Below are 26821 nucleotides of genomic sequence, written 5' to 3'. Positions count from 1 at the left end.
ATATGGGGCGGCTGGTCCCTGTCGGCAATGCGTCAGTGTTTAGCCCAAACGCCGCATCCCGCGCATGAGACCATCGAGTGTCAGGGGAACCATGCGATCCGCTCCGATGATCTCGCGGATCATGGCGGTGGACGAGGTGTATTGCCAATGCGCTTCAGGGACCGGATTGATCCAAAGCGCATCAGGCCATTGCCGGAATGCACGGCGCAGCCATGTCTCGCCGGACTCCTTGTTCCAGTGCTCGTTGGCGCCTCCGGGGATCGCGATCTCGTAAGGCGACATGGCCGCGTCGCCGACCACTATACATTTGTAGGTCGAGCCGTAGGTGTTCAGAACATCCCAAGTGGGGATTTGCGCGTTCCAACGGCGTTTGTTGTCGCGCCAGACGCCTTCGTAGAGGCAGTTGTGGAAATAGTATTGCTCGAGGTGCTTGAATTCACTTCGCGCGGCGGAGAAAAGCTCTTCGACGAGTTGAACATGGGCGTCCATTGAGCCGCCGACGTCGAGGAAGAGCAGAACCTTCACCGCGTTGCGGCGTTCAGGGCGGGTCTTGACGTCGAGATAGCCGTGTTCGGCGGTGGCGCGGATGGTGCCGTCGAGGTCCAGTTCACTGTCGGCGCCTTCGCGGGCCCATTGGCGCAGCCGCCTGAGGGCGACTTTGATCGAACGGGTGCCGATCTCGCGAGTGTCGTCGAGGTCTTTGAAATTGCGCTTGTCCCAGACTTTGACGGCCCGCTGATGGCGGGATTCGGCCTGGCCGATACGTACGCCTTCGGGGTTGTAGCCGTAGGCTCCGAAAGGAGAGGTTCCTGCCGTGCCAACCCATTTCGAGCCGCCCTGATGGCGCCCTTGTTGTTCCTTCAGCCGTTCGCGCAGGGTTTCCATCAGCTTGTCGAACCCGCCAAGGGCTTCGATTTCGGCTTTTTCTTCGGGACTGAGGTGCTTTTCGGCCATCTTGCGAAGCCAGTCCTCGGGTAGGTCGAGAGCTTCGACAATAGCGTCAAGCGGGATGGCTTCGATCCCTGCAAAACTGGTGGCGAACGCGCGGTCGAAGCGGTCAAGGTGGGCTTCGTTTTTGACCATGATCGTTCGGGCGAGATAATAGAAGGCATCGACATCGTAGGTCGCAAGCCCCGCGTCCAGCGCGCCCAGAAACCCAAGGTATTCACGAAGTGTGACCGGGACACCGGTGCGCCTGAGTTCGTCGAAGAACGGGAGAAACATCAGCTCACGATACGCTCGATGATGATGGTAACAAGGATGCCGAGCAGCACGAAGGCGATGCCGTAGCCTGCTGCGTATTGCGCCATGTCCAGACGGTTGCCCTTGCGCTTGCGGGCGTTTGTGATGCCAAGGAAAATGCCAAGCGCGGCGAAGGCGAGGATGATCATAGGGGGCTGTCCTGTCTGGTGCGCGGGCTGATCGCGCGAATTTCTGAAACGCGGGCGCGGATGTCGGCTTCGTTGCCAAAGCCATAGCGCGCCCAGGCGAGAGCATCGGTTTGCGCGGCCTTTGCCTCGGTGAGGCGACCAAGCACGTTCAGGGCTTCGGACTTGATCAAAAGGAACAGCGACAGAAGGGCCGCGTGTTCGGATTGGGTGACGACATCGATGTTTCTGTCGACAAGGCCAAGGGCGATTTCGGCGCGACCGGCCGATAGCTGGAACGCGGCGATTTGCATGGCGACGTGGGCTTCGTGAATGGCGGTATCGGGTCGGTTCTGGTAGATCTTGCCGGCCGCCAGAAAATGGCCAAGGGCCTGGTCGGGGTTGCGGGCAAGCGAGAGCCGACCCAGCACATAGTGCGAAAAGGCAAGCCGCGTGTCTGTGGCGCCGAACCCTGCGGCAAGCGCAACCGCACGGCTGGCAGCGTTCAGACGACGGCTGCGGTTTTCGCCCGGATTGGTTGCAAGCGTGATGGCCTTTTGCCATTCGGGATTGACCGGCGCAATTGAGGCGATGTTCTCGCGGCCTCCACGCGGGTTCAGGCGAGCGAGGATTGCGGGAAGGCGCGCCATAACCTCGGTGCGGCTCATGCCGCTTTGCAGCGAACCGTCGTAGGTCGTTCGCAGCATCAGCATGTCAAAGCCGGTCAGGACAGTGTGGAAGTTGTCGTCGTTGAACACGGATTGCGGCAAACGATAGAGGTCGTTCACTGGTCCGAGGGACTGGGCAATTTCTTCGTGCAGGCAGTCTCGGATTTCCTGCGGGCTGACGTCTCTGGGCAGGAAGATCGCCATTTTGCGCCGTTCGATCAGGCGGTTCCAGAAGGTGTCGGGGTCGTTTCGGCGGGCGCGGTATTCCGACCAGTTCGACACATTGGGGCGTACGAAGCAGGCTGCGGAAGGCGCGACGCGTTGAATTTGGCCGCGGGTGACGGGCTGGATGGTGATTTGGGCTTCCGTGCTTTCTGACACGCGGCGGATATCGAGGCGGGCTTCTCGGCCCAGGCGATCCAGAAGGCGGTCAAGGTCGCGGTTCAGGCTGGCGGGCGCTCGCCCCAGAACGCGGACGCCGATCGGGCCTTCAAAGCGCGTGAACACCGGCAGTGTCGCGCCGTTTTCCAGCGTGAAGGTCAGGTCGATGAAGTCGCGCGCCAAGGCGGCATTGGATTGCGTCGGGCGGTCCAGGGTCGCGGCTGCAAAGGTATTCATCGGAGGCAGGGTGAGCGCGCCGGTTGCCTGCCGCGCCGTTTGAGGCGACGCGCAGGCGGCCAGCATCAGGGCTGCGATGAGGGTGGCGCCGCGTCTCATAAAGGGCGCGCGTATTTGATGAAGGGCGTGAGCTTGCCGACACGGTCGTAGAGTTTGCGGGCCTCGGCATTAAAGTCTTGGGTAAGCCAGTAGACCGAGGGCGCGCCCGCCGCATCGGCGGCCTCATAGACCGCTTCGATCAAGGCGCGACCGACGCCCTGGCCGCGGACCTCGGGGTCGGCGTAGAGGTCTTGCAGGTAGCAGGTATTTTCGATTTTCCAGCCGTGGCGGTGGAAAAGGTAGTGTGTAAGGCCGACGGGTTTGCCGTCGACTTCCGCGATGAGTCCGTGGAAGTCATGCGGGTCGTCTCCGAGGAGCCGGCCGAATGTGGTGTCGTAGACCTGTTGCGGCAGTTCAGTTTCGTAGAACGCCAGATACGCGCGCCAAAGCCGCGTCCATTCTGGTTTGTCGTGTGTGGTCAGGGGACGGACATGGGTCATGCGAGGAAAGCCAGTGATGCGAGTGTCAGAACGGACGTCCAGACGGTCACCTGCATGATTGCGTCTGTGCGGACTGAATAAAGGAGTGCCAGCGAAAAGGCCATGACGCCGGCGGGGCCTGCGCTGGCCAGAACGAAAAGCGGCAATGTGTCGGCGGGTGGCAAGAGGTTGTAGAGAAGGATCGCAATTGTGGCAGGGAAGATCACGACCTTGATCGCTGAGGCCGCGAACACCACAGGTTCGGGTTTCAGGGGCGTGGCGGAAAGGATCACGCCCATGGCGAAGAGGGCGATGGGGGAAGCGGCGTTGCCGACAAAGGCGGTGAAAGTGTCGATAGGCGCGGGCAGGGTGAGCGAGCCTGCCGAAACAACAATGCCGAGTGCGAGTGCCCAGAGCAGCGGCAGTTTCGCGATTCGCGCGGCGACGAGGGCAAGGCCCGCGCCTGCATCCCGTCCTTTGCGGGCTTCCAGCGCGACCATGGTGCCGCCAAAGACCAGAATGGCATCCATGATCACGATCGAGGCGACGGGCAAGGTGCTGCCGTCTCCGTAGAGCAATTTGGCAATGGGCAGGACGTAGTATGCGTTGTTTGCGAAAACACCGCAGAACCCGAGGAGCAGGGATTCGGAGACGCCGAGGCGAAAGACTTTGCGGGCGAGGAGATAGCCGAGCGTGTAGAGCACCGCCTGCGCGGCGGCGTAAAGGGCGAGAGCCGCAAGGTTGAAGTCGGTGATCGGGGCCAAAGCGACGGCGCGGAAGACAAAGATCGGCAAAAGGACCGTCATCGCGAATTTGTTGAGGATGCGAGCTTCTTCGTCGCTGGCTTTACCAAGGCGGCCAGCAAAAAAGCCGATGAACATGATTGCGAACACCGGCAGGATGGGGTCGAGCAGAACGCCCAGCATATTAGCTGCGCCCACGTGCCATGAAGGCGAGGCGTTCGAAAAGGGCGACGTCCTGTTCGTTCTTCAGGAGTGCGCCATGCAGTTTGGGCAATGCGGCGGTGCCGTTGCGGCGCAGGTCTTCGGCGTCGAGGTCTTCGGCCAGAAGTAGCTTCAGCCAGTCCAGCACTTCGCTGGTCGAAGGCTTTTTCTTCAGCCCCGGGGTTTCGCGAACCTCGTAGAACTGTGTCAGGGCCGTTGTGAGCAGTCTGTCCTTGATGCCGGGGTAATGGACATCGACGATGGCTTTTAGCGTATCGATTTCGGGGAAGCGGATGTAGTGAAAGAAACAGCGGCGCAGGAAGGCGTCGGGGAGCTCTTTTTCGTTGTTCGAGGTGATGATGACCACGGGGCGATTGACGGCGCGGATGGTTTCGCCGGTCTCGTAGACGTGGAACTCCATCCGGTCGAGTTCCTGTAGCAGATCGTTCGGGAATTCGATGTCTGCTTTGTCGATCTCGTCGATCAGAAGGACGGTGCGTTCGGGGGCGGTGAAGGCCTCCCAGAGCTTGCCGCGCCGGATGTAGGCGGCAACGTCGCCAACGCGGTTATCGCCAAGTTGACTGTCGCGCAGGCGGCTGACGGCATCGTATTCGTAAAGGCCTTGCTGCGCCCGCGTGGTGGATTTCACGTTCCATTCGATAATCGTCATGTCGAGAGCGGCGGCGACCTGACGGGCCAGCTCGGTTTTGCCGGTGCCGGGTTCTCCTTTGACCAGAAGCGGGCGCTCAAGCGTGATGGCGGCATTTACCGCCATGGCCAGATCGTCCGAAGCGACATAGTCTTTTGTACCGGTAAATCTCACGTCCGCATCCTTGACCATATTCAACCTTTGGGCGCGCACCCTAGCCCCACCGGGATGCGACGACAAGCGCGTGGATCGTGTAGTGACAACCGAGTTTTGATGCGGTACACGCCGCGCATTACCAACCATTTGGAGCGACTGGAGCAGGTCGTTTACCCATTGGAGAACAGTCAAATTATGACGAAGAAAAAGGGGAATGATGTGAAATCTGAAGCTTTTCTGGCAGATGATTATACGCCCGCAGAGGACGAGCCGTTCATGAACGAGCGTCAGGTCGAGTATTTCCGTCGCAAGTTGTTGCATTGGAAAGCCGAGCTGCTAGGCGACAGCAAGATGACAATCGAGGGGCTGCAGGATTCAAGCCGCAACATCCCCGATATCGCAGATCGCGCAAGCGAGGAGACAGACCGCGCGCTTGAGCTGCGCACACGCGACCGTCAGCGCAAGCTGGTTTCGAAGATCGATGCGGCGCTGCGCCGAATCGAAAATGGCGAATACGGATACTGCGAAGAAACCGGCGAGCCGATCTCGCTGAAGCGTCTAGATGCACGTCCGATTGCAACCATGAGCCTTGAAGCGCAGGAGCGTCACGAGCGCCGCGAAAAGGTCCACCGCGACGACTGATATTCGTTCGTTTGCAGGATTGAAGGCGCCTCGGGGAAACTCGGGGCGTTTTTTTGTTGGTGGGGCTAGCCGTCGCGTCGTTTAAGGCGGGCTTCGCGGCCGCCACGGCGCGCAGGAATGCTTGAGGCGCGGGAAGGGAGTTCATCCATGATGACCCGGCGCGCTTCGGGTGACAGGCGCGACCAGATCATGATCTCGTCGCCGGTGCGGTAGCAGCCGACGCAGATTTTCGCCTCGCGGTGGATCAGGCAGATCTTGTTACAGGGACTTTCGATTTCGTCGCGGGCCCAGACGTCGTCGTTCATGCCGTGGTCGCTTTCAGATGGGCAAGGCGGTCGAGGGCGCCTTGCAGGATATACGAGGCCGCGACGTGGTCGATGACTTCGGCGCGGCGTTTGCGGGAGGTGTCGGCTTCCAACAGGGCGCGTTCGGCGGCAACGGTGGACAGGCGTTCGTCCCAGAAGGTGATCGGCAGGTCCGTCAGTTTTTCGAGGTTGCGCGCGAAGGCGCGGGTGGACTGGCAGCGCGGCCCTTCGCTGCCGTCCATATTGAGCGGCAGGCCGAGAACAAGTCCTGCGATGTTGCGCGCGGCGCAAATTGCAATCAGGCGGTCGGCGTCGAGGCTGAATTTCTTGCGTTTGATTGTTTCAAGCGGGGTCGCGACCTGACGCATCCCGTCACTGACGGCGACCCCGATTGTCACGGTGCCAAGGTCGAGACCCGCAATAGCGCGCAAATCGGGGATGGCGGTTGAAAAGGCCGTCAGATCGTCGGTGATCATTGGCTGATCCCGGCCTGCGCACGGGCATTGGCGATCAGGGCCAGCGCATTGGCGTTGTCGGCAAAGACGGTTTCGGCTTCGGCGGCTATCGCGCGGGCGCGGTTCTGGTCGCCGAGAACGCCTAAGGTGGAAATGAGCCGTGCCCAGTCCTCAGGTGGTCCGCCTTCAATGGCGAGGCGATCTGCTAGGCGTCCGACCATGCCTTGGATCATTTCGGCGCGCTCCTGCGCGGTCATGTCATTGGCTGCGGCAATGTCATCGTCGCTGAGAGCAGGCAGGCTGGACGTTGGGGGCAATTGGTAGTTGGTCACTCCGGCGGCGAAGGCCACGTCGAAGATTTCGCCGCGCACGACAGGCACCCAAGGGGCGCTGGGTGGGCTGTCTTCCAGAAGCTGCGCCCAGATGGCGAAGGCGCGGTCTGCGCGTCCGGCCTGCGCTTCGGCAAGGCCGAGATAATAGCGCGCGGCACCGTTTTCAGGCGATCCCATGAGAACGTCTCGCACGACGCTTTCCGCCTCGGGCGAGACATAGCCTGCGGCCGCAAAGACCATGATATCGACCAGCGTCAGCTTATCGGTATCTGTGGCCTCGTCGCCTTTCGCGGCGATGAGCTGTTCCTGTGCGGCGCGCGATGCGGAATAATTGCCGATGCGGGCTTCGTATTGCGCAAGAAACGTCAGGCCCTGAATATCGTTCGGGCGCTCGGCTACTGCGGCGCGCAGTTGGTCCATAAGCGTCAGGAACTGCGGATCGGGGGCTTCGGGGCGGGGAAGGTCTCCCGCCACTTCCGCTTCGGCGGCGGCCTGTCCCGGACGATCGGCACGCGCTTTTTCCAGCGCGGCAAGGCGCGGTTTCATCGGCATATCGCCATAGCCCGGCGCGCCGATCCAGGCATATGTGCCAAGGCCTCCGGCAATGACGCAAAGCGCGACAATGGTGATGCCGATCCCGCTTTGGCCCTTTTGTTCTGCTTTGTCGCCGGTGTCGCGCGTATCGGCATCCAGAAGGCGGCGCGAGACTTCGACGCGCACAGCGTCGGCTTCGCTTTCGGTCACGATGCCCCGCGCCAGATCGCGTTCGACTTCGGCAAGCTGATCCTTGTAGACGGCGATATCGGAATTGGCCGCCGTCACGTCGCGCAGACGGGCGGCGCGCAGGGCTCCGATGAGAAGGCCGGCGACGGCAAAAGTGATGGCGACAGAGACGATCCAGAACAGCATAAACCTCATTTAGTGATGAACGCCGGCAATCGAAAGGGTTTTCGGACGGTGCGACAGTGGGTCTTGGGGTCATTTGCGGCGTGGTGTCGCGAATTCGTCAACGGGTGCCGCTTGCCGCCTTCACATTTGTGCAAATTTTGACGAATAAAGGTCTATAGGGCGGATGCCGTCCGAAATTCCAAGGATGAAGCGCGAAATGAGCCGTTATTCCGTTTTTGCTGTCGCGCGCGAGGCGTTCCGTGACCATCAGGGCTGGACGCGGGCATGGGGCTCGCCCGAGCCGAAGCGCAAGTATGACGTCATCATCATCGGGGCGGGCGGTCATGGTTTGGCGACGGCCTATTATCTTGGCAAGAACCACGGCATCCGCAATGTGGCGGTGTTGGAGAAAGGGTGGCTTGGGGGCGGAAATACGGGTCGCAACACGACGATCATCCGCTCAAACTATCTGCAGGATCCGTCGGCGGCGATCTATGAAAAGGCGCGGTCGCTCTATGAAGACCTGAGCCAGGACCTGAACTACAACGTCATGTTCAGCCCGCGCGGTGTGATGATGTTGGCGCAGACCGAGCATGAGATACGCGGCTACAAGCGTACGGCGCACGCGAATGCGTTGCAGGGTGTGGCAACAGAGTTCATTAGCCCGGCGCGGGTAAAGCAGCTCTGCCCGATCATGGAAATCCGTGGCCCGCGCTATCCGGTGCTGGGGGCGCTATGGCAACCGCGCGGCGGCACAGCGCGGCATGATGCGGTGGCTTGGGGCTATGCGAGGAAGTGCTCTGAGATGGGCATGGATATCATCCAGAAGTGCGAAGTGACCGGCGTGCGCTCCCAAGGAGGAAAGGTTGTCGGGGTCACCACATCGCGCGGGGATATCGACTGCGACAAACTTGGGGTCGTCGTGGCGGGCCATTCGGGCCATGTGGCCGATATGGCGGGCTTTCGGTTGCCGATTGAATCGGTGGCATTGCAGGCCTTGGTCAGTGAGCCGATCAAGCCCTGTATGGACGTCGTCGTAATGGCGAACACAGTGCACGGCTATATGAGCCAGTCTGACAAGGGCGAGATGGTCATCGGGGGCGGCACGGACGGGTATAACAACTATACGCAGCGCGGGTCGTTCCATCACATCGAGGAAACCGTGCGGGCACTGGTAGAGACCTTCCCGATGATCTCGCGGTTGAAGATGCTGCGTCAATGGGGCGGGATTGTGGATGTGACGGGGGATCGCTCGCCCATTCTGTCCAAAACGCCTTTAGAGAACTGCTTCATCAATTGTGGCTGGGGGACGGGGGGCTTCAAGGCCATTCCGGGCTCGGGTTGGGGCATGGCCGAATTGATGGCGACGGGGTATTCGCCATTGACGGAGGCGTTCGGGTTGGATCGCTTTAGTGAGGGGCGGTTTATCGACGAGAGCGTTGCGGCCGGGGTGGCGCACTAATGCGGGGCGTCGGTATGACTTTCGCTCCCTCCACCGCGCGCCTTGTTCGCGGTGTCGTCGGGCTTGGTGCGCATTCCGCGCAGAACCAGCCAGGAGGCAACGACGACCAGCAAAACGAGCGGCAGTATTTGAAGCCATGGTGTCATGAAACGCGACTACTTCCGGGTTTTCCAACTGGCGCCACCGCCTTTGCCGCGATTGTTGGTGCGGTCGGATTTGGTGTCTATGCCACGCCAGACGGCGATGACGGCGCCGATCAAGAGAAGCGCGATGGGCATGATCTGGAAAACGGGTCTCATGGTTGGTCCAATAGGTCGGTTGCAATGATCGTTGCTGATATAGGGACTGTTTTGCCTTGGCGAAGTGGTTCAGCGAAAAAAAGACATGAGGATCGCGTGGTTCAAATTAACGATATCGGCTTGAACCGGGGAAGCTGCGCCATATCTCCCGCTGCACAACAGCAGGAGATCCCAAGATGCAAAATGTCCTCAAGCGCTTTCCAGACAGCGCAACGCTTCATCGTCGTCGCGGGGCTTTTGCAGGGTTTTTGGCAGGGGTCGCCGTCCCGTTGCTGGTGGTCGGTGTGTTCATTGTGTCGCTGCGTGGCTACGGCATCACCGAAGAGCCTCCCCAGCCTCCGCAGGCTTACTCGAACTTCTAGGACGTCTTCGCCTTTCGAGCTGAGTGAACGGGGTCTGCCATGCTGATCCTGAAATGCCCTTATTGTGGTGTCGCCTGTGACGAGACCGAGCTTCATGCCGGTGGCGAGGCGCATCTGACCCGGCATGGTCCGGGGTCGTCGGATGCGGATTTCGAGGAATATCTTTTCATGCGGGAAAACCCGCGCGGGGTTCATTTTGAACGGTGGCGGCATGTTTACGGTTGCGGGAAGTGGTTTCATGCCGCGCGGGATACGGCGACGTTGGAAGTCTTCGGAACCTATTCGGCGCAGGTGGCCGAGCCGCCTAAGGACGTGCGCGCCGCGATAACGGCGAAGGTGCCGGGTTGGCGCTGGAGGGATCTCTCATGAGCTTTCGTCTGGATACCGGGGGGCGGTTCATTGATCGCTCGAAGCCACGATCGTTCACGTTCAATGGCAAGGCCATGCGGGGATTCGAGGGCGATACTTTGGCGTCGGCTTTGCTTGGGCAGGGTCAGATGCTGGTGGGGCGCTCGTTCAAGTATCACCGTCCGCGCGGGATTGTGGCCAGCGGGTCGGAGGAGCCGAACGCGCTGATGAACCTCGGGCGCGACAAGACATTCGAGCCGAACGCGCGCGCGACGACGACGGAGTTGTTTGACGGGTTGGAAGCGGAGAGCCAGAACCATTGGCCGAGCCTTGAGTTCGACATTGGCGAATTGAACGCCAAGCTGTCTCGGTTCTTGCCTGCGGGTTTTTACTACAAGATGTTCCTGTGGCCCCGGTCGTTCTGGAAGCATGTGTATGAGCCGATCATCCGCAAATCGGCGGGCTTGGGTCGCGCTCCGAGGCATCGGGATGCGGATCATTATGAGCATTTCAACGCGACCGTCGATGTTCTGGTCGTTGGTGGTGGAATTGCTGGTTTGCAGGCGGCAAAAGCGGCAGGTGAGGCAGGGGCCGAGGTATTGTTGATCGAGCAGGGCGCGCATTGGGGTGGGCGTGCTCCGGTGGACGGGGCTGTGATTGACGGTGTGCCTGCGGCTGAGTGGGTCGAGGCGACTGTCGCGGCGCTGGGCGCTATGCCGAATGTTGCGATACGGGCGCGCACGATGGGGGCCGGGGTTTATGACCATGGCTATGCGCTGGCCTATGAGCGTTTGACGGATCATGCGCCGGACCCGAGTTTGCCGCGTCATCGTTTGTGGCGCATTCGCGCAGGGCGGATCGTGACGGCGACAGGGGCGATTGAGCGGCCTTTGTCATTTGCGGGTAATGATCTTCCGGGTGTGATGCTGGCGTCGGCGGTGCGCGATTACGTGACGAATTACGCGGTGGCTCCGGGCAAGTGCGTGGTTGTGGTGACGAACAATGACGACGGGTATCGGACGGCCTTGACGGTGCAGGAGGCTGGGCTTGAAGTTGTGGTGCTGGATGCGCGGTCGGAGGCCAATGGGCCGTTGGCCGAGCAAGCGCGTGCCGCCGGGATTACCGTGCGTGTCGGGCGCGGTATCGAAAGTGTGAAGGGCAAGGGCAAGGTCGAGAAGGTCTGGGTTTGTGATCAGACCCGTGACGGCTCGAACCCGGACCCGATCAAAGCCGATTGCGTTGCGATGGCCGGGGGGTGGTCGCCGGTTGTGCATTTGTGGTCACATTGCGGGGGCAAGTTGAGCTGGCAGGAGGACGGGGCGTTCTTCCGGCCTGATCCCGAGCGGGCACCAAATGGCGCAGATGGCGCGGCATTTGTCTTGGCGGCGGGTGCGGCGAATGGCGAGCTTGAGACGGCTGCTGTCTTGACGGATGCATATGTGGCCGGAGCACGGGCGGCGGCTGAGGCTGGCGCGACAGGGACGGCCGGTGCGGCGGCGACGGCGGATGTTGAGTTGAGCGAGCCGATGCTGCCGGTTTGGAATATGCCCGAGCGCGCGAGTTATGCGCTGCGGTCGAAAGCGTGGCTCGATTATCAGAACGATGTGAAGGTTACGGACGTCGAGTTGGCGGCGCGTGAGGGCTTCGAGAGTGTCGAGCATACCAAGCGCTATACGACACTGGGCATGGCGACGGATCAGGGGAAGTTGTCCAACATCAATGGGCTGGCGGTTCTGGCCGGTGCTTTGGATCAGGAGATTCCCAAGGTCGGGACTACGACGTTCCGCCCGCCTTACCATCCGATTTCGATGGGCGCGATTGCGGGTGAGGCGCGGGGCGCATTGTTCCAGCCTGTGCGCCAGACGCCGATGTATGACTGGCACGACGCCAACGGCGCGCATTGGGAGCCAGTGGGCCATTGGCGGCGGCCCTATGCTTATGTGAAACCGGGCGAGGATGTACATGCTGCGGTGAAGCGTGAGGTTTTGGCGACGCGCAACTCGCTTGGGCTCTTGGATGCATCGACATTGGGCAAGTTGGTCGTGAAGGGCCCGGATGCGGGCAAGTTTATGGACATGATGTATACCAACATGATGTCGACGCTGCCGGTCGGGAAATGCCGGTACGGGCTGATGTGTTCCGAGAACGGTTTTTTGTCTGATGACGGCGTGGTTGCGCGGATGGATGATGACACATGGCTCTGTCACACGACGACGGGTGGGGCGGATCGTATTCACGCGCATATGGAGGAATGGCTTCAGACCGAGTGGTGGGACTGGAAGGTCTATGTGGCCAATGTGACGGAGCAATACGCGCAGGTCGCGGTTGTGGGCCCCAATGCGCGCAAGGTTCTGGAAAAGCTGGGCGGGATGGATGTTTCAAAAGAGGCATTGCCGTTCATGCAGTGGGCGGAAGGCGCGATCGGACAGTTTTCCGCGCGGGTGTTCCGGATCTCGTTTTCGGGCGAGTTGTCTTATGAGATTGCCGTGCCGGCCAGTCAGGGGCGAGCGTTTTGGGATGCACTTTTGGAGGCGGGGTCTGAGTTTGGGGTCACGCCTTATGGCACTGAGGCCTTGCATATCATGCGGGCCGAGAAGGGCTTTATCATGATTGGCGACGAAACGGACGGGACAGTCATTCCGCAGGATTTGGGGCTGAATTGGGCGATCTCGAAGAAGAAAGAGGATTTTCTTGGGAAACGCGCGCAGGAACGGGATCACATGACGGACCCCTTGCGCTGGAAGTTGGTTGGGCTTGAGACGCTCGACGGGTCTGTTTTGCCGGATGGGTCTTATGCGGTAGGCGAAGGCGTGAACGACAATGGTCAGCGTGTCGTGCAGGGGCGGGTGACCTCGACTTACTTTTCGCCGACACTGGAACGCGGCATTGCCATGGGGTTGGTGGAGCTTGGGCCGGACCGGATGGGCGAGGTGATCGCGTTCAACCGCGTGGATGGCACGTTTGTGCAGGCCAAGATTGTCGATCCGGTGGTCTTTGATCCCGAAGGGGAGAAGCAGAATGTCTGAGGCTGTGAGTGCGGTTCAGGGCGCGTCTGCGTCCGGGTTTGTTGATGTTGCCGAAGCCGGTTTGGTCGGGATGGTCACGATCCGTGGGGACTTGGGTGATAGCGATTTCGCGCATGCCGTTTGGTCGGTGACGCATTGCGGGCTGCCAAAGAAACGCGGGATTGCGGCGGGCGAGAGCGATCAGCTTTTGTGGATGTCGCCGGACGAGTTGTTGCTGGTCTGTGCGCATGAGGAAGCGGAGGCGCGGGTTCAGGCGTTGAGTGCGGCTTTGTCGGGGCAGCATCATCTTGTGGTGAATGTATCCGATGCGCGGGCAGTGTTTCGGGTGAGCGGATCGGGAAGCGCGGTGCGTGAGGCAATGGCGAAGGTGACGCCGGCGGATTTGCGGCCCCGAATTTTGGGCGTTGGTGAAGTGCGACGGACGCGCATGGCTCAGGTGCCAGCGGCGATCTGTTTTGACGGTGAAGATCAGGCGACTATTGTCTGTTTCAGGTCCGTCGGGACATACGTTTTCGACCTGCTTGTGCGGTCGTCGAAACCGGGCTCGGAGGTCGGGCATTTCTGAAAGCTGGCTGTGTCAGTTGCCGGAACGCCCTTGACCTGACCGCCTGTCGGCGCAATTAGAACGTCAGACACCGCAATTCAAACAAACGAGGCATGTCATGGCTTTTGAACTTCCCGATCTTCCCTATGCGCACGATGCGTTGGCCGCAAAGGGCATGAGCGCAGAGACGCTCGAATATCACCACGACCTGCACCACAACGCCTATGTCACCAATGGCAACAAGGCGATCGAAGGCACTGAGTGGGACGGCAAGACGATGGAAGAGATCATCGTCGGCACCTACAACAAGACCGCGGTTGCGCAGAACGGTATCTTCAACAACATCAGCCAGCTTTGGAACCACAACCAGTTCTGGGAGATGATGGGGCCGGGCGACGCCGGGATGCCGGGTGAACTGGAAAAAGCGCTGGTTGAGACCTTTGGCTCGGTTGACGAGTTCAAATCGCAATTTTCGGCTGCTGGCGCTGGGCAGTTCGGTTCAGGCTGGGCCTGGCTTGTGAAGAACGCTGACGGTTCGCTGGCTGTGACGAAGACGGAAAACGGCGTGAACCCGCTTTGCTTTGGTCAGACGGCCTTGCTTGGCTGTGATGTGTGGGAGCATTCCTACTACATTGATTTCCGCAACAAGCGTCCTGCTTATCTGACGAACTTCCTCGACAACCTGGTCAACTGGGAGAACGTCGCCAGCCGCATGTGATGGCGCGACATCGAGACCAAGACAAAACGGCCGCCTTCGGGCGGCCGTTTTTCGTTTTCGGGTCGGTCTGATTGCGCAGGATCAATCGTCCATGCGCCATGTGTCGTAGACCAGATGCCGAAAGTGGCATGGGAGACGACAGATGAGAAAGCTGGATCACGGGACGTGGGTCTTGGTTGCGGATGGAGAAAAGGCGTTGTTTCTGGAGAACGTAACGGACAGTCTGAACCCGAATTTGCAGGTGCGTCACGAAAAGCATCAGGAAAACCCTCCGAATTCCGCGCAGAAATCCGATACCGCCGGACGCCGGAGCGATGGTATGTCGCAAGCGCGGTCAGCGGTTTCCGAAGCCGATTGGCATCAGCTTCAGAAGGATCGTTTTGCGGATGAGCTGGCAGAGATGCTGTACGACCGGGTGCATCGGGGGCATTTCCGCCGCATTGTGCTGGTGGCACCTCCGAAGACCTTGGGCGAGTTGCGCGCGAAGCTGCATCCCGAAGTCGCCCGTAGCGTGGTTGGCGAGGTCCACAAGACCCTGACCAATCATCCGCTGGATCAGATTGAAAAGATCGTCAAAAGCGAATTGGAGGCGTCGGCCTGAACGTCGGGGGGTGACTGGGCTGAAGCGCCTTTGGCCTACATGGACCAGGTCAGCACAAAGAGCATAGCGATCAGCGCTGGTACGATCAGTTTCATAGGCCAAAGCAGGGCCGGGATGCCAAAGGTGAAGATAGCGATGCCCCAGATTGCCAGCAAGGTGAAGATCACCAGCAGGATTTTCGCCTCAAGGCTGAGTGTCACACCGAAGCGAGGGGTGCGGGATGGTGTTTGCTGGGGGTCGATTGCGGTCATGAGGCTCTCCTGCTCATGAGGCTCATCTAGTCGCAGGGGAGGCTCTGTTCAGAGGGCGGATTGCCGCAGTGCGACGGGCGATCGCAAGGCGGGTTTCGGCGCGCAGATTGAGCCGGATTTCAGGCGTTGACCGAAAGGGAAGCCCTATTCCGGCGTTTTCAGGTGCGCCATTGCCTCGTCGACGGTCGCGGCAGTTTGGAATAAGGCGCGCATCGAAACATCGGCAAAGCCCTGTTCGATGACATGGTCGATGAGGGTCAAGAGCGGGTCCCAGTAGCCGCTTACATTCAGCAGGACGATCGGTTTGGTGTGAAGGCCGAGTTGCGCCCAAGTGAGAACCTCAAAGAACTCGTCGAGCGAGCCTGCGCCTCCGGGCAGGACAAGCACGGCGTCAGCGTTCATGAACATCACTTTTTTGCGCTCGTGCATGGTTTCGGTGATAATCCGGTCACCAAAAGCGCCGCGCGGTGCTTCGCGGTTCAAAAGGTGCGTCGGGATGACCCCCAGTGTGCGCGCGCCCGCATCCGTGGCAGCCTGTGCAACCGCGCCCATAAGCCCGATATCCCCCGCTCCATAGACCAGGCGCCAGCCCCTTTCACTGATGGCGAGACCGGTTTCGCGGGCGGCCAGAATGAAGGCGGGATCGGCTCCAGGACGAGAGCCACAATAGACACAGACGGAAAACGGGGTCGAAGTCACATGCAACTCCTTTTGATGAAACGGGTTTTGACCCCTGATAGCGGTGTTGCTATGGTCTCTCAAGCGCGGTCCTCGGGACAGGACTGTTGACGCATTTGGGGATGACCCGAGAGGCAGGGGAGAGGCTCGTGAAAGCGACCCGGATTGGTGGTGGCGTTTTGGCTGTCGCGCTTTTGGCGTTGGCTTTGTACTTTGGTTTGCGCGGGGGCGACGGCGACGATGTCGCGGCGCCGGGCGAGGTGCTTTCGCCGGACAGGGACGAAATTGTGGTCGAGCGGGCCGAAGTCGTTCCCGATGCGGTGGAGACCGCGCCTGAGGTGGCCGAGTCGGAATCGGAGGCCGAAGTCGCGCCGGAGCCGCGAATTTCGACGGCAGTCTTTGACATTGTGCGGGTCGAACCTGACGGCGAGACGGTGATAGCCGGTCGTGCTGCCGCGAATTCGATGCTGACGCTGTTGCTGGATGGCGACGAAGCTGGGACGTCCGAGGCGGATGGAGGCGGGAATTTCGTGGTACTCTTGTCGCTTGGGGCGTCGGACGTGCCGCGAGTTCTGACCTTGCTCGAAATGTTTGCTGATGGCGGGCAGGCGTTTTCGGACCAATCGGTCATTCTGGCGCCAAGCCCGAAGGTGCTGGTGGCCGAGGTCGAGGCTGAGGCTGAGGATGCCGCTGAGACGCGTGAGGAAGGTGTCGCTGCTGTATCGGAGGCCACGCAGGGCGTGGTCGAGGCGGTGGACGACGCCGCTGACGTTGCCGAGGCCGCTGACGAGGCCGTGACAGAGGCCGCTGACATTGCCGAGGCCGTGACAGAGGCCGCTGACGTTGCCGAGGCCTTGACAGAGGCCGCGGAGGAAGTTGTCACCGCAGTCGCACCGCAGGCACCGCAATCGCCGGAAACCGCGCCTGTAGTCGCTCAGGAAACCGCGCCTGTGGCCGCTCAGGAGACCGCTGCTTCCGCTCCGACGATCCTGTTGGCGGACAGCGAGGGCGTACGCGTCATTCAGAGCGGCGGAAGCGGTCCGCAGGTGGTGGATAACGTTTCGATCGATGCGATCAACTATGACAGTGCCGGCGAGGTTGCCTTGACGGGCAGGTCTTCGGGACCGGGATCGGTGCGCGTTTATCTTGATAATCAGCCCATTCTAGATTCTAGCGTTGGAGCCGATGGCCAATGGCGCGCCGATCTGCCCGAGATCGATACCGGCACCTACACGTTGCGCGTCGATGAGTTGAACGCCGAGGGCGATGTGGTCTCGCGGGCTGAAACTCCGTTTCGTCGCGAACCGGTCGAGGCCATTCAGGCGTTGGATCTGGGCGCGAGAACAGATCGCGCTCCGGTGGCTCTGATCACGGTGCAGCCCGGCAATACGCTTTGGGGGATTGCGCGGGACAAATATGGCGAGGGTCTTTTGTATGTGCGCTTATTCGAGGCGAATGCGGGCCGCATCCGCGATCCCGATCTGATCTATCCGGGCCAGATTTTTACTGTGCCGGACTAAAGATTTACGGACAGAGAATGGCTGGTGCTGTGCATTTTTGCACGGCTTCGGCGCTGGCCAAGGCCGCGCCTTGCGCTTAGTGTGGGCGTTCGCAAACGAGGCAGGCATGAGCGGAACATATTCAACAGAGCTTGAACGCAAGAGCGGCTGGCGCACGATCCGTAAGGTCGCGCCCTACCTTTGGCCGGACGAACACCCGTGGGTGAAGCGGCGCGTGGTCTGGGCTTTGCTGGCTTTGTTCGTTTCAAAGCTGGTGACGGTCGGCACGCCGTTCTTTTACAAGGCCGCGGTCGATGCATTGTCGGGCGATCAGACGGACGCTGTCTGGATGATGACACTGGGGGCGGTCGGGTTGACGGTGGCCTATGGTATGGCGCGCCTGATGGGCGTAGGCTTTCAGCAGTTACGAGACGCCATTTTCGCGGCCGTGGGCCAGCGGGCCTTGCGGCAGTTGGCGCTTGAGACGTTTTCGCATATCCACCGGCTTTCGCTGCGCTATCACATCACGCGCAAGACCGGCGGGCTCAGCCGGATCATCGAGCGCGGCGTCAAGGGCGTCGAGTTCCTGTTGCGCTTCATGCTGTTCTCGATCGGTCCGTTAATCCTGGAATTGTTGATGATCGCGGTTGTCTTTGCGGTGGTTTTTGACTTTTCCTACGTCGCCGTGATCGCGGTGACGATTGCGATCTACATCTGGTTCACGTTCAAGGTTACCGAGTGGCGCGTGAAAATCCGCAAGGAGATGAACGACCAGGACACGGATGCCAACCAAAAGGCGATCGACAGCCTCCTGAACTTCGAGACGGTGAAGTATTTCGGCGCCGAAGCGCGCGAGGCTGCGCGGTATGATGTGGCGATGGCAGGTTATGAAAAAGCCGCTCTGAAGACCTCCTATTCGCTGGCGTTTCTGAACTTCGGACAGGCGCTTTTGATCACAGCCGGGTTGATCATCGTGATGGTCATGGCCGCAATGGGTGTGCAGGACGGCACGCTGACGGTGGGCGATTTCGTCATGGTGAACGCCTATATGATCCAGATCACACTGCCTCTGAATTTCCTCGGCTCGGTTTACCGCGAGATCCGCCAAAGCCTTGTGGACATGGGGGAAATGTTTGATCTGCTTGAACAGCCAGCCGATGTCGTAGACAAGCCCGGCGCCAAGGAGATCGACGTCACCGGTGGCGAAGTCGTGCTGGATGATGTGCTGTTTGGCTATGACGCGGCGCGACCCATCTTGAAGGGCGTGTCGCTCAGGGTTCCGGCAGGCAAGACCGTTGCGATCGTCGGGCCGTCGGGGTCGGGCAAATCGACCGTGGGGCGCTTGTTGTTCCGGTTTTACGATGTGGACGGCGGTGCGCTTCGGATTGACGGGCAGGATTTGCGGGACGTCACTCAGGATTCGCTCCATGCCAAGGTAGGCGTTGTGCCGCAAGACACGGTCCTGTTCAACGATACCGTGTTTTACAACATCGCCTATGGGCGGCCCGAGGCCTCGCGCGCCGAAGTTATCGAGGCAGCCAAGGCAGCGAAAATCCACGACTTCATTTCAAGCCTTCCGGATGGGTACGATACAACCGTGGGCGAGAGAGGGCTGAAACTGTCGGGCGGTGAAAAACAGCGCGTGGGCATTGCGCGTACGCTGCTGAAGAACCCGCCGATCCTACTGCTGGACGAGGCGACCTCGGCGCTTGATACCGAAACCGAAGCGGAAATTCAGCAGGAACTGAGGGCGATGGGCGAAGGTCGCACGGTCCTGACGATTGCGCACCGGCTGTCGACGATCCAGCACGCGGACCAGATCGTCGTGTTGGAAAACGGCGTGATCGTGGAAGAAGGCAAGCACGAGGATCTTCTGGCGCGGGACGGTCGGTATGCCTCGCTGTGGTTCCGACAGGCGGCCGAGGAAGACCGCGCGGCATAACGCGGCGCGCGGTCGTGTTAACCGGGTCCTAAGTCAGCGGGCGGCGAAACTTGCCGCAATACCGCCTGTTTTCTGAAGTTCACCGGCTAACTGTCGAGCAAAGAAAGAAAAATCGGATTATCCACAGTGTCGGTACCACGTCGGTATTTTGTCGGTATCACGTCGGTGTTTTTCCACCGGGCGGTCACGGCCCCTGACGCGCAACAGGTCGATTTCGGCAAGGTGGCACAGAAGCATTCACAAATGACCAAGGGCGCGCGCGCTGCCCCCTTCACCCTTTTCCAAATACCAAACCGCGGCGCGCGCCAGCGCGGCGCAAACAAGGACTCACTCGGCCGCTTTCAACTCTGCGCCACCTGCTTTACCGCGCGCGGACGGATCGACCGTCACGTCCCAGATGATCTCGGGGTTCTTTACGCCGCGGGCAGCTTTTCTGAGGGCCTGATCTCGGGCTGTCTTTGAGCCTGACCCGTGACTGAGCGCGCGCAGCGTATTGAGCGACCGATAGGCTCCGGTCCAGAACCAGACGCGCAAGGCCAGCATCGAGGGCGTAAAGACAAGGGTCAGGACCGTGGCAATGCCCAGGCCGAAGACCACGGCAGTTGCCAGTTGTTTCCACCAAAGCGCCGTCGGGCTGTCGATGGAATAGCCGCCGCCGATGAAGTCGAGGCTGAGACCGAACATCATCGGGGCGAGGCCCGCCATTGTCGTGATCGTTGTCAGTAACACGGGGCGAATGCGGGCTTCTGCGGTGCGCACGATCGCCTCGATCCGGGGCATATATTGCGAATATTCCTGGTAAGTGTCGATCAGGACGATGTTGTTGTTCACCACGATCCCCGCCAGAGCGACGATGCCCGTTCCGGTCATGATGATCGAAAACGGCTGATCCATGACCAGCATGCCGATCAGCACCCCGGTGGTGGACAGAACCACGGCCAGAAGGACAAGTGTGGCGTTATAAAACGAGTTGAACTGCGCCAGCAGGATGATGAACATCAGGCCAAGTGCCGCCGAAAAGCCGACTTGCAGGAATGCCGCGCTTTCGGCCTGTTCTTCCTGATCGCCGGTCCATTCCCAGCCCATTTCGGGCGGCAGCGGGGTCTCGGTTTCGAGCCATTCGGTCAGGACTGCGATACGTTCGTTGGCGTTGACGGGTCTGGGGGTCAGGGTATCCTCGGCCAGCCCCCTGGTGAAATCAGCGCGTGTGCTGCCGTCCAGAAGTGACACTAGTTCGTATGTCACTTCGCCTTCGCTCGAAGTGATTTCGCGGGCGACGGCGATGTCTGTGGCGTTGGTGTCGGTCAGGGTCACAAGGTTCGCCACCACGTCGGCTTTCACGTCGAAATAGCGTTTCTGATCAATCCGGTTGATCTGGGCCAGTTGGGCGACCGGCTCGCGCGTGATGAAGTTCGACAGCGGCACAAGGCCATCCGCGGTGCGCACTTTCAGGGTGTCCAGCGTGGACAGGACGCGGTCTTTTTCGGGGAGGCGGACGCGGATGTCGACCTCCTCGTCCGAGCTGTCGACGCGCATGGTGTCAAGCAGCACACCGCGCGTGACAAGCTGAACCATGCCGCCAACGGTGGCTACGTTCGCGCCATAGCGTCCGGCTTTTTCGACGTCGACGTTGATCTGCCAGTCGATCCCCGGCAGCGGCAGGTTGTCTTCGATATCGACAAGGCCGGGGGTTTGCTCGAAGCGTGCGCGCACCATTGCGGTGGTGGCCAGAAGTTCTTCCCAGTTGTCGTGTTTCAGGCGCAGGTGCACAGGTTTGCCTGAGGCGGGGCCGCGGCTGAGGTTCAGGATTTCGACGCGGATGCCGGGGATGCGGTCGAGACGGGTTTGAAGATCCTCCAGGACCACATCGCCGTCGAGTTCCTCGATCGTCACATCGTGGGTGTCGGCGTAGTCGCCGCGCCGCTCCCATGGGATCAGTTCGATCTGAACCTGGCCGATGGTGTCAGAGGGGCCCGCCGCGCCACCGGTGTTGGCGTTGAGGCCGCCTGCACCGGCGAAGGCAAAGGCGCTGTCGATGCCGTTGGTGTCGAGGATGACCTGTTCGACCTGGCTGACCAGTTCGTCTTTTTCCACGATGCCGAGGTTGCCGCGGGCGCGGACATAGACGATGGCCTGTTCGGGTTCGCTTTCGACGAAGAATTCGACGCCATTGTTGTTGGTTCCGAAGTAGCTGAAGACCGAAACGACGAAAAAGCCGATCGCGACGATCGACACGATGGGCATGACCGGGTTGCCGGCGATGAACTTGATGAAAAGGCCGAAAGGCGTGCGACGGTGGCCGGCGTTGATCTTGACCGCGCGACGCTCGATTTTGGCTGCGCCAAGTGTGATCGAGGACAGCATCGCGCCAGCGACGAATAGCAGTGCACCGAAAATCGAGCCGCCCATGCCCGTGCCTTCGGGAAGGAGGTATTCGGGGTTCAGAACCTGCATGGCGGCTAGGAACATCAGGTAGAGCGATGGCGGCACGAGGGTGGCGCGCACCCACCACGGGGTCGATCGTTTAAGGGCGTCGGAGGAGCGTTCGAAGGTGCGGCTCATGCGCCCTGCGACGCCGCCCATAACGGGAAGGTAGATCAGCGCGACGACAAGCGAGGCCGTTAGGACGAAGATCAGGGTGACGGGCAGCATCCCCATGAATTGTCCCGGAACGCCGGGCCAGAACAGCATTGGAAGGAACGCGCAAAGTGTCGTCGCTGTGGAGGACACGATGGGCCAGAACATTCGTTTTGCCGCCTCGACGAAGGCGTGCATGGGGCCGGCACCTTCCTGGATGCGTTTGTCGGCGTATTCCACGACGACGATCGCACCGTCGACCAGCATTCCGACTGCAAGGATCAGGCCGAACATCACGATGTTCGAGACAGTGACTTCCATGATGGCAAGGAAGGCGAAGCACAAAAGGAAGGACGTCGGTATCGCAAAGCCGACAAGGAGGGCAGAGCGCGAACCGAGGGCTGCAAGGACGACGATCATCACGAGGGCGATCGCCGTTAAGACCGAGCCTTCAAGTTGGCTGACCATCGATTGCACCTGACGCGACTGGTCGTTGGAAGTGCCGACGTCGATGGCTTGTTGCAATTCGGTGGGCCACGCGGCGCGGGCGTCTTCGACCTCGGCTTTTACAAGCGCGACGGTGTCCATGATGTTGAAGCCCTTGCGCTTGACGACTTGCAGGGCGACGGTGTTTTCGCCGTTGAAACGTGCGGTTCCCGCACGGTCTTCGAACGTCAGCCGGATTTCGGCGAGATCGCCAAGCGTGATTACACGGTCGCCCTCAACCTTGACGGGCAGGTTGTAGATGTCGCGCTGGTCGTCGAAGGACGACGGGATCTTGACGGCGAAGGCCCCTGTGGCGCTTTCGACTTCACCGGCGGCGATCAGTTGGTTGTTGTTGGTGACCACGCTGATCAATTCGCCAGCAGTGACGTTGTAGGCTTCGAGGCGCAGCGGGTCGATGATGACTTCGACCATTTCGTCCCGGTGTCCCGTAAGCGCGGCTTCAAGGACGGGCTCGAGGGACTCAAGGCGGGCCTGAAGGTCATTTGCGACGCGCAAGAGCGTGCGTTCGGGCAGCGCGCCTGTGAGGTTCACGATGATGATCGGGAACTCGGAGAAGTTGATCTCGTTGATCGAATACTGTTCAGCGCCTGCGGGGAATTTCGCTTCGGCGTTGTTCATGGCGTCGCGGACATCGGCCATGATCTTGGTCTTATCCCAGCCGAATTCGAATTCCATCGCCACGCCCGCGTAGCCTTCGGAGGCGGTGCCGGAGAGGGATTTCAGGCCGTCGAGGTCGGAAAGCTCGGTTTCCATTGGCTTGACGAGCAGCTTCTCGCTGTCCTCGGCCGAGATGCCGGGGAAGGGGACCGAGACGAACAGGGCGGGGATTTCAATGTCGGGTTCGCCCTCTTTTGGCAGACCCGCATAGGCCAGCGCGCCCGCCAGAAGCGACAGGATGATGAAGGCGATGACCATGCGGGCACGACCCGCGGCCCAGTCGACGATCCCGGTCATTGGGTGGCCTCTTCGCGGTAGGTGACGTTGACGGGCACGCCTTCGGTCACGAACTCCTGGCCGACCACGATGACGTCGACGCTTGGCGCAAGGCCGTTGACCCATATGCCCTCGATTGTGTCACGCAGCACCGAGACGGGGGCGAAGGTGGCGACGTTTTCGACGGCGAGGCGCACGCCAAGATCGCCGTTGTCGTTAAGCGTCAGGGCCGACTGCGGCAGCAGATGCGCCGAGGTGCCCTCCGATTGGATGGCGATTTCGGCCGTCTGGCCGTCGCTGATCGAAAAGTCGGGGTTGGCCACTTCGACATCGACGCGAAAGGTGCGCGTGTTCGGGTCGGCAGAGCGGCTGAGGAAGGTCACGCGGCCCACGACTTCGCGGCCTGAGGCGAGACGCGCGCCTGCGAGCGCGCCGAGTGTCACGCGCTCGACCATGGTTTCGGGAACGAAGCCCACCATCTTGATCGGATCGAGCTGGATGATCGTTGCACAGAGCGAACCCGGTTGCATGAGCGAGCCGATCTCGGCGCTGTCCGTTTCAAGGATGCCCCCGAAGGGAGCGCGGACTTCAAGCTGATCGAGCTGATTCTGGGCGGCGGCGACGCGGGCTTCGGCGGACTGGATGCCCGAGCGCGCGCTTTCGACGCCGCTGATGGCCGATTGCACACCCGCGCGCGCGCTTTCGACCGATGCCGTGGCTTGCGCGACGCGGGTATCGGAGGCGAACCCGCCCTGGGAGAGGCGTTCGGCGGCGTTGTCGTTGATTTCGGCTTCGGTGAGGCGAGCGCGGGCTTCGGCGACGCGGGCTTCGGCCTCGGGCAGACGCGTGATGGCCTCGCGCAGGCCGGCTTGCGCCTCGGCTAGGGCAATGGCGCGGGTGCCGGGATCGAGACGGCAGAGAAGATCGCCTTCTTCGACGCGTGCTCCGGCTCGCAGCGGATCGGAGATGACCTGACCGGAGGTTTCGGCGCGCATATCGACCTGGCGGGCCGCTTCAGTGCGCCCGCGCAGGATCACGGCCCCGTCAATCGAGGACGCCGACGAGCGGATGGCCACGACGCTGACAGCAGAGGGTGGTGCGCTTTCGTCGCGGTCGGCAACGGCGTCGATCACTTCTGCTTCGGTGGTTTCAGGTTCGGCACCCGAGAACGAGACAAGCGCATCACGCTGAAACACCAGAAGAAAGAGGACTCCGACAACCAGGATTGCCGTAATGATTGGGAACAGGCGCATCGTGCTACTCTTTTAGTCTTTGATCATCGGGTGGCGGCGGAATAGCCGCAATCTTTGAGGAATATTGCTGAACTAATCAGTTCAGTTCTAGCATTTCCCCCTTTTTTTGGCAAATTGCAAGTGGCGGCCGTGATTTGTCGCCTTTGCAATCGGCAAAAACGCACGATAAGAGGGCGGAAACGCGAAAAAGTGATCGCCAAAAGGAGTGCTGGGGTGTCGGAACAAGACTCGTTTATCAACGAAGTCAGCGAAGAAGTTCGCAAGGACCGCCTGTATCGTTTGTTCAAACGCTACGGCTGGATCGCGGCCTTGGGGATTGTGGTCATCGTGGGCGGTGCGGCGTGGAACGAGTGGCGCAAGGCTCAGGCGACGGCAGCAGCGCAGGGCGCGGGTGACGCAATCTTGGCGGCCTTCGAGGGCGACGCCGAGGCGCGCGCGGCGGCTTTGGCTGCGATCGAGCCGGGCGACAACGCGGCGCGCAATGCGATCTTGGCGCTAATGCAGGCGGGAGCGGCTTTGGCGACGGAAGATCGTCCGGGCTCGGTTGCATTGCTGGAAAGCTTGGCGGGCGATGCCTCTGCACCGCGGCCCTACCGGGATCTGGCGACATTGAAGGCGGTTATTCTGGGCGCAGGCACGACCGATCCGGAAGACCGGATCGCGCGGTTGAATGCGCTGGCGCTTGGGGGCGGGTCGTTCCGGCTCTTGGCGTCCGAACAGATTGCTTTGGCGGAAATCGAAATGGGCGACCGCGAGGCCGCGCTGGCGAGGTTGCGCGAAATCAATGCGGATGCTGAGACAAGTCAGGACTTGCGCCGCCGTGCGTCACAGTTGATTGTGGCTTTGGGTGGGTCTTTGACCGACGGATAACTGTTCGAACCAAGGGCAGACGTGAGGGGCATTTCGTGGTGAGTCGCAGCATGAGAACAGGGTCGGGCGTGGCACTTGCTTTGGCGATCCTTGCGGGATGCGGCGAGCAGGAGCTGATCCTACCGGGCGAGAGGCTTGACTTGCGCGATCGCGCCGATGGTGCCGTGATCGCGGTTGCGGATCAGGGCCCCGGCGTTGCTGAAGGGCCGCCGCCGTCGCTGGGTCTGGTGGCAGCAAGTGTGAATGCAAGCTGGACGCATCCGGGTGGGAATGCCGCGCATACGATTGCGCATCCCGCCCTGGGTCGCGCGCTTGAGCCACTTTGGTCTGCGTCCATAGGCGAAGGCAATTCGCGCGGACACAGGATAACGGCCGATCCGGTTGTGGCGGATGGTCTGATTTTCACGAAGGACAGCCGGGCCTTGGTGTCGGCCTTTTCGCTTCGCGGTGAGCGGCTCTGGACGCGGGATTTAACGCCTGCGAGCGATCGGTCCGACGACGCCTCGGGCGGTGGTTTGACGGTGTCTGGCGGCCTGCTTTTTGCTACCAGCGGCTTTGGCACGCTGACGGCGATGGACGCCGCGACCGGGGCGGTGCGCTGGACACAAGCCTTGAATTCAGCCGCGGCGGGTGCACCGACGGTCGACGGGGGCCGGGTGTTCGTGGTGACGCGCAACGGGATCGGCTGGGCGATTGATGCGTCGAACGGGCGTATCCTGTGGGAAGTGCTGGGACGCGAGGGACCGGCGAGTCTGGTTGGCGGGCCGGGGCCATCAGTGGCGGGGCCGCTGGTGATATTTCCGTTCGCATCGGGGCAAATGGTGGCGGCAGGGGCCAACACGGGCGCGCCCACATGGGCCGCCAGTGTCGCGGGGCAGGATGCGACGCGTGCGTTCTCGGCGATCATGGATCTGAGCGGTGCTCCGGTTGTGGATACGATGCGGGTGTATGCAGGCAGCCACGCGGGCCGCGTTTCAGCGATGTCGCTGGCTTCGGGGCAGGTCGAGTGGACGGCGCGGGTGGGGGCTTTGAACCCGATCTGGCTGGGCGGGAATTCATTGTTTTTCGTGACGCCCGAAAACGTTTTGACGCGGCTGGATGCAGCATCGGGGCAGCAATACTGGTCGGTGGACCTGCCGTTGTTCGAGGCGCGTCGGGCAAGCCGGATCAAGGCGACGTTCGTGCATTACGGACCCGTTCTGGCGGGCGGTCGGTTGATTGTAGCGTCGGATGACGGCGTGTTGCGTCAGTTCGATCCCGTGTCGGGCGCCTTGTTGAGCGAGACCGAGTTGGGCCGTGGTGCGGCGCGCAATCCGGTCGTGGCGGGCGGTGTGATGTATCTTGTGACCGACGACGGTCAGATCCGCGCTTTTCGCTGACCCATTAAACGTGTAAGAGCGCAATCTTAC

Annotated in this window: 27 protein-coding genes; 12 read left to right on the top strand and 15 right to left on the bottom strand. The window is 61.0% G+C overall.

The window, feature by feature from the left end; genetic code table 11:
• Positions 1–39: 39 nt before the first annotated feature.
• The 6 genes from BOA8489_RS02585 to BOA8489_RS02565 are packed head-to-tail and all read right to left on the bottom strand — an operon-like array spanning position 40 to position 4938.
• Positions 40–1224, bottom strand: a complete 1185-nt coding sequence (locus tag BOA8489_RS02585) for a vWA domain-containing protein (RefSeq protein ID WP_093972385.1) — start codon at positions 1222–1224, stop codon at positions 40–42.
• Entirely contained in the window at positions 1224–1391 is a 168-nt protein-coding gene (locus BOA8489_RS20340; protein WP_176440183.1) for a hypothetical protein, read from the bottom strand. The genes BOA8489_RS02585 and BOA8489_RS20340 overlap by 1 nt, the downstream gene beginning before the upstream one ends.
• Positions 1388–2752 carry a DUF2927 domain-containing protein gene (locus tag BOA8489_RS02580; protein ID WP_093972384.1) on the bottom strand — a complete coding sequence of 455 codons (1365 nt, stop codon included), beginning with the start codon at positions 2750–2752 and terminating at the stop codon, positions 1388–1390. The genes BOA8489_RS20340 and BOA8489_RS02580 overlap by 4 nt, the downstream gene beginning before the upstream one ends.
• Complete coding sequence (locus BOA8489_RS02575) at positions 2749–3192, bottom strand: GNAT family N-acetyltransferase (RefSeq protein WP_093972383.1); 444 nt, start codon at positions 3190–3192, stop codon at positions 2749–2751. The genes BOA8489_RS02580 and BOA8489_RS02575 overlap by 4 nt, the downstream gene beginning before the upstream one ends.
• The gene (locus tag BOA8489_RS02570; RefSeq protein WP_093972382.1) at positions 3189–4097 is read right to left on the bottom strand and encodes an AEC family transporter; all 909 of its coding nucleotides are present in this window, start codon (positions 4095–4097) and stop codon (positions 3189–3191) included. Before BOA8489_RS02570 ends, BOA8489_RS02575 begins: the two co-directional genes overlap by 4 nt.
• A gap of 1 nt (position 4098) precedes the next feature.
• On the bottom strand, positions 4099–4938 hold the full coding sequence (locus tag BOA8489_RS02565; RefSeq protein ID WP_093972507.1) for an AAA family ATPase: 840 nt from the start codon (positions 4936–4938) through the stop codon (positions 4099–4101).
• 177 nt (positions 4939–5115) lie between these two features.
• Here BOA8489_RS02565 and dksA point away from each other — a divergent pair, with 177 nt between their 5' ends.
• Positions 5116–5562 (top strand): RNA polymerase-binding protein DksA, encoded by a 447-nt coding sequence (gene dksA, locus BOA8489_RS02560; RefSeq protein ID WP_093972506.1) that lies wholly within the window; start codon positions 5116–5118, stop codon positions 5560–5562.
• A 65-nt stretch (positions 5563–5627) separates the two neighbouring features.
• Here the strand turns inward: dksA and BOA8489_RS02555 are convergent, their stop codons facing one another.
• From BOA8489_RS02555 to ccmI, 3 genes are read right to left on the bottom strand one after another with little or no spacing between them, the layout of a single operon-like run.
• On the bottom strand, positions 5628–5867 hold the full coding sequence (locus BOA8489_RS02555) for a DUF1289 domain-containing protein (RefSeq protein ID WP_093972381.1): 240 nt from the start codon (positions 5865–5867) through the stop codon (positions 5628–5630).
• Positions 5864–6343: a Holliday junction resolvase RuvX gene (gene ruvX, locus BOA8489_RS02550; RefSeq protein WP_093972380.1), complete on the bottom strand. Its 480-nt coding sequence runs from the start codon at positions 6341–6343 to the stop codon at positions 5864–5866. The genes BOA8489_RS02555 and ruvX overlap by 4 nt, the downstream gene beginning before the upstream one ends.
• Positions 6340–7563: a c-type cytochrome biogenesis protein CcmI gene (gene ccmI, locus BOA8489_RS02545; protein WP_176440182.1), complete on the bottom strand. Its 1224-nt coding sequence runs from the start codon at positions 7561–7563 to the stop codon at positions 6340–6342. The genes ruvX and ccmI overlap by 4 nt, the downstream gene beginning before the upstream one ends.
• A 196-nt stretch (positions 7564–7759) precedes the next feature.
• Here ccmI and BOA8489_RS02540 point away from each other — a divergent pair, with 196 nt between their 5' ends.
• Positions 7760–9004, top strand: a complete 1245-nt coding sequence (locus BOA8489_RS02540; RefSeq protein ID WP_093972505.1) for a sarcosine oxidase subunit beta family protein — start codon at positions 7760–7762, stop codon at positions 9002–9004.
• Here the strand turns inward: BOA8489_RS02540 and BOA8489_RS20335 are convergent.
• Together BOA8489_RS20335 and BOA8489_RS20330 are read right to left on the bottom strand one after the other, a co-directional pair.
• A complete protein-coding gene (locus BOA8489_RS20335) occupies positions 9001–9150 on the bottom strand; it encodes a hypothetical protein (protein WP_176440181.1) in 150 nt (49 codons plus the stop codon). The two genes, BOA8489_RS02540 and BOA8489_RS20335, sit on opposite strands and share 4 nt — an antisense overlap.
• Positions 9151–9159: 9 nt before the next feature.
• Complete coding sequence (locus BOA8489_RS20330) at positions 9160–9303, bottom strand: hypothetical protein (protein ID WP_176440180.1); 144 nt, start codon at positions 9301–9303, stop codon at positions 9160–9162.
• Between the two features lie 176 nt (positions 9304–9479).
• Between BOA8489_RS20330 and BOA8489_RS02530 the strand changes: the two genes are divergently transcribed.
• The 6 genes from BOA8489_RS02530 to BOA8489_RS02505 all read left to right on the top strand — a co-directional run bounded on the left by BOA8489_RS02530 (position 9480) and on the right by BOA8489_RS02505 (position 14902).
• A complete protein-coding gene (locus BOA8489_RS02530) occupies positions 9480–9665 on the top strand; it encodes a hypothetical protein (RefSeq protein WP_093972377.1) in 186 nt (61 codons plus the stop codon).
• 39 nt (positions 9666–9704) lie between these two features.
• The gene (locus tag BOA8489_RS02525) at positions 9705–10034 is read left to right on the top strand and encodes a sarcosine oxidase subunit delta (RefSeq protein WP_093972376.1); all 330 of its coding nucleotides are present in this window, start codon (positions 9705–9707) and stop codon (positions 10032–10034) included.
• Entirely contained in the window at positions 10031–13039 is a 3009-nt protein-coding gene (locus BOA8489_RS02520; RefSeq protein WP_093972375.1) for a sarcosine oxidase subunit alpha family protein, read from the top strand. Before BOA8489_RS02525 ends, BOA8489_RS02520 begins: the two co-directional genes overlap by 4 nt.
• Positions 13032–13604: a sarcosine oxidase subunit gamma gene (locus BOA8489_RS02515; protein WP_093972374.1), complete on the top strand. Its 573-nt coding sequence runs from the start codon at positions 13032–13034 to the stop codon at positions 13602–13604. The genes BOA8489_RS02520 and BOA8489_RS02515 overlap by 8 nt, the downstream gene beginning before the upstream one ends.
• 97 nt (positions 13605–13701) lie before the next feature.
• Entirely contained in the window at positions 13702–14301 is a 600-nt protein-coding gene (locus BOA8489_RS02510; RefSeq protein ID WP_093972373.1) for a superoxide dismutase, read from the top strand.
• Between the two features lie 142 nt (positions 14302–14443).
• Complete coding sequence (locus BOA8489_RS02505) at positions 14444–14902, top strand: host attachment family protein (RefSeq protein WP_093972372.1); 459 nt, start codon at positions 14444–14446, stop codon at positions 14900–14902.
• A gap of 35 nt (positions 14903–14937) precedes the next feature.
• Here the strand turns inward: BOA8489_RS02505 and BOA8489_RS02500 are convergent, their stop codons facing one another.
• Both BOA8489_RS02500 and BOA8489_RS02495 read right to left on the bottom strand, forming a co-directional pair.
• Complete coding sequence (locus BOA8489_RS02500; RefSeq protein ID WP_093972371.1) at positions 14938–15153, bottom strand: hypothetical protein; 216 nt, start codon at positions 15151–15153, stop codon at positions 14938–14940.
• 144 nt (positions 15154–15297) lie between these two features.
• Complete coding sequence (locus tag BOA8489_RS02495) at positions 15298–15852, bottom strand: LOG family protein (protein ID WP_093972370.1); 555 nt, start codon at positions 15850–15852, stop codon at positions 15298–15300.
• Positions 15853–15980: 128 nt separating this feature from the next.
• Between BOA8489_RS02495 and BOA8489_RS02490 the strand changes: the two genes are divergently transcribed.
• Both BOA8489_RS02490 and BOA8489_RS02485 read left to right on the top strand, forming a co-directional pair.
• Positions 15981–17351: a LysM peptidoglycan-binding domain-containing protein gene (locus BOA8489_RS02490; RefSeq protein WP_093972369.1), complete on the top strand. Its 1371-nt coding sequence runs from the start codon at positions 15981–15983 to the stop codon at positions 17349–17351.
• Between the two features lie 106 nt (positions 17352–17457).
• A complete protein-coding gene (locus tag BOA8489_RS02485; RefSeq protein ID WP_093972368.1) occupies positions 17458–19272 on the top strand; it encodes an ABCB family ABC transporter ATP-binding protein/permease in 1815 nt (604 codons plus the stop codon).
• A 327-nt stretch (positions 19273–19599) separates the two neighbouring features.
• Here the strand turns inward: BOA8489_RS02485 and BOA8489_RS02475 are convergent, their stop codons facing one another.
• Positions 19600–23310 (bottom strand): efflux RND transporter permease subunit, encoded by a 3711-nt coding sequence (locus tag BOA8489_RS02475; protein WP_093972366.1) that lies wholly within the window; start codon positions 23308–23310, stop codon positions 19600–19602.
• Complete coding sequence (locus BOA8489_RS02470) at positions 23307–24542, bottom strand: efflux RND transporter periplasmic adaptor subunit (protein WP_093972365.1); 1236 nt, start codon at positions 24540–24542, stop codon at positions 23307–23309. Before BOA8489_RS02470 ends, BOA8489_RS02475 begins: the two co-directional genes overlap by 4 nt.
• A gap of 213 nt (positions 24543–24755) precedes the next feature.
• Here BOA8489_RS02470 and BOA8489_RS02465 point away from each other — a divergent pair, with 213 nt between their 5' ends.
• Entirely contained in the window at positions 24756–25412 is a 657-nt protein-coding gene (locus tag BOA8489_RS02465) for a tetratricopeptide repeat protein (RefSeq protein ID WP_093972364.1), read from the top strand.
• Positions 25413–25462: 50 nt separating this feature from the next.
• On the top strand, positions 25463–26791 hold the full coding sequence (locus BOA8489_RS02460; RefSeq protein ID WP_093972363.1) for an outer membrane protein assembly factor BamB family protein: 1329 nt from the start codon (positions 25463–25465) through the stop codon (positions 26789–26791).
• Positions 26792–26821 lie beyond the last annotated feature (30 nt).

The organism is Boseongicola aestuarii, assembly GCF_900184815.1.
In the GTDB taxonomy this organism is placed as follows: domain Bacteria; phylum Pseudomonadota; class Alphaproteobacteria; order Rhodobacterales; family Rhodobacteraceae; genus Boseongicola; species Boseongicola aestuarii.
Note: the sequence above shows the minus strand (reverse complement) of the source record. Positions and strands in the feature narration are given on the sequence as shown.

Bases quoted from the DNA above. Each gene is read 5' to 3' on its own strand.
- BOA8489_RS02475 (WP_093972366.1), bottom strand. From the start codon at position 23,310: ATGACCGGGATCGTCGACTGGGCCGCGGGTCGTGCCCGCATGGTCATC.
- BOA8489_RS02515 (WP_093972374.1), top strand. From the start codon at position 13,032: ATGTCTGAGGCTGTGAGTGCGGTTCAGGGCGCGTCTGCGTCCGGGTTT.
- BOA8489_RS02505 (WP_093972372.1), top strand. From the start codon at position 14,444: ATGAGAAAGCTGGATCACGGGACGTGGGTCTTGGTTGCGGATGGAGAA.
- BOA8489_RS02555 (WP_093972381.1), bottom strand. From the start codon at position 5,867: ATGAACGACGACGTCTGGGCCCGCGACGAAATCGAAAGTCCCTGTAAC.
- BOA8489_RS02540 (WP_093972505.1), top strand. From the start codon at position 7,760: ATGAGCCGTTATTCCGTTTTTGCTGTCGCGCGCGAGGCGTTCCGTGAC.
- BOA8489_RS02485 (WP_093972368.1), top strand. From the start codon at position 17,458: ATGAGCGGAACATATTCAACAGAGCTTGAACGCAAGAGCGGCTGGCGC.
- BOA8489_RS20340 (WP_176440183.1), bottom strand. From the start codon at position 1,391: ATGATCATCCTCGCCTTCGCCGCGCTTGGCATTTTCCTTGGCATCACA.
- BOA8489_RS02575 (WP_093972383.1), bottom strand. From the start codon at position 3,192: ATGACCCATGTCCGTCCCCTGACCACACACGACAAACCAGAATGGACG.
- BOA8489_RS02500 (WP_093972371.1), bottom strand. From the start codon at position 15,153: ATGACCGCAATCGACCCCCAGCAAACACCATCCCGCACCCCTCGCTTC.
- BOA8489_RS02510 (WP_093972373.1), top strand. From the start codon at position 13,702: ATGGCTTTTGAACTTCCCGATCTTCCCTATGCGCACGATGCGTTGGCC.
- BOA8489_RS02470 (WP_093972365.1), bottom strand. From the start codon at position 24,542: ATGCGCCTGTTCCCAATCATTACGGCAATCCTGGTTGTCGGAGTCCTC.
- BOA8489_RS02585 (WP_093972385.1), bottom strand. From the start codon at position 1,224: ATGTTTCTCCCGTTCTTCGACGAACTCAGGCGCACCGGTGTCCCGGTC.
- BOA8489_RS02530 (WP_093972377.1), top strand. From the start codon at position 9,480: ATGCAAAATGTCCTCAAGCGCTTTCCAGACAGCGCAACGCTTCATCGT.
- BOA8489_RS02520 (WP_093972375.1), top strand. From the start codon at position 10,031: ATGAGCTTTCGTCTGGATACCGGGGGGCGGTTCATTGATCGCTCGAAG.
- ruvX (WP_093972380.1), bottom strand. From the start codon at position 6,343: ATGATCACCGACGATCTGACGGCCTTTTCAACCGCCATCCCCGATTTG.
- BOA8489_RS02570 (WP_093972382.1), bottom strand. From the start codon at position 4,097: ATGCTGGGCGTTCTGCTCGACCCCATCCTGCCGGTGTTCGCAATCATG.
- dksA (WP_093972506.1), top strand. From the start codon at position 5,116: ATGACGAAGAAAAAGGGGAATGATGTGAAATCTGAAGCTTTTCTGGCA.
- BOA8489_RS02580 (WP_093972384.1), bottom strand. From the start codon at position 2,752: ATGAGACGCGGCGCCACCCTCATCGCAGCCCTGATGCTGGCCGCCTGC.
- BOA8489_RS20335 (WP_176440181.1), bottom strand. From the start codon at position 9,150: ATGACACCATGGCTTCAAATACTGCCGCTCGTTTTGCTGGTCGTCGTT.
- BOA8489_RS02525 (WP_093972376.1), top strand. From the start codon at position 9,705: ATGCTGATCCTGAAATGCCCTTATTGTGGTGTCGCCTGTGACGAGACC.
- BOA8489_RS02460 (WP_093972363.1), top strand. From the start codon at position 25,463: ATGAGAACAGGGTCGGGCGTGGCACTTGCTTTGGCGATCCTTGCGGGA.
- ccmI (WP_176440182.1), bottom strand. From the start codon at position 7,563: ATGCTGTTCTGGATCGTCTCTGTCGCCATCACTTTTGCCGTCGCCGGC.
- BOA8489_RS20330 (WP_176440180.1), bottom strand. From the start codon at position 9,303: ATGAGACCCGTTTTCCAGATCATGCCCATCGCGCTTCTCTTGATCGGC.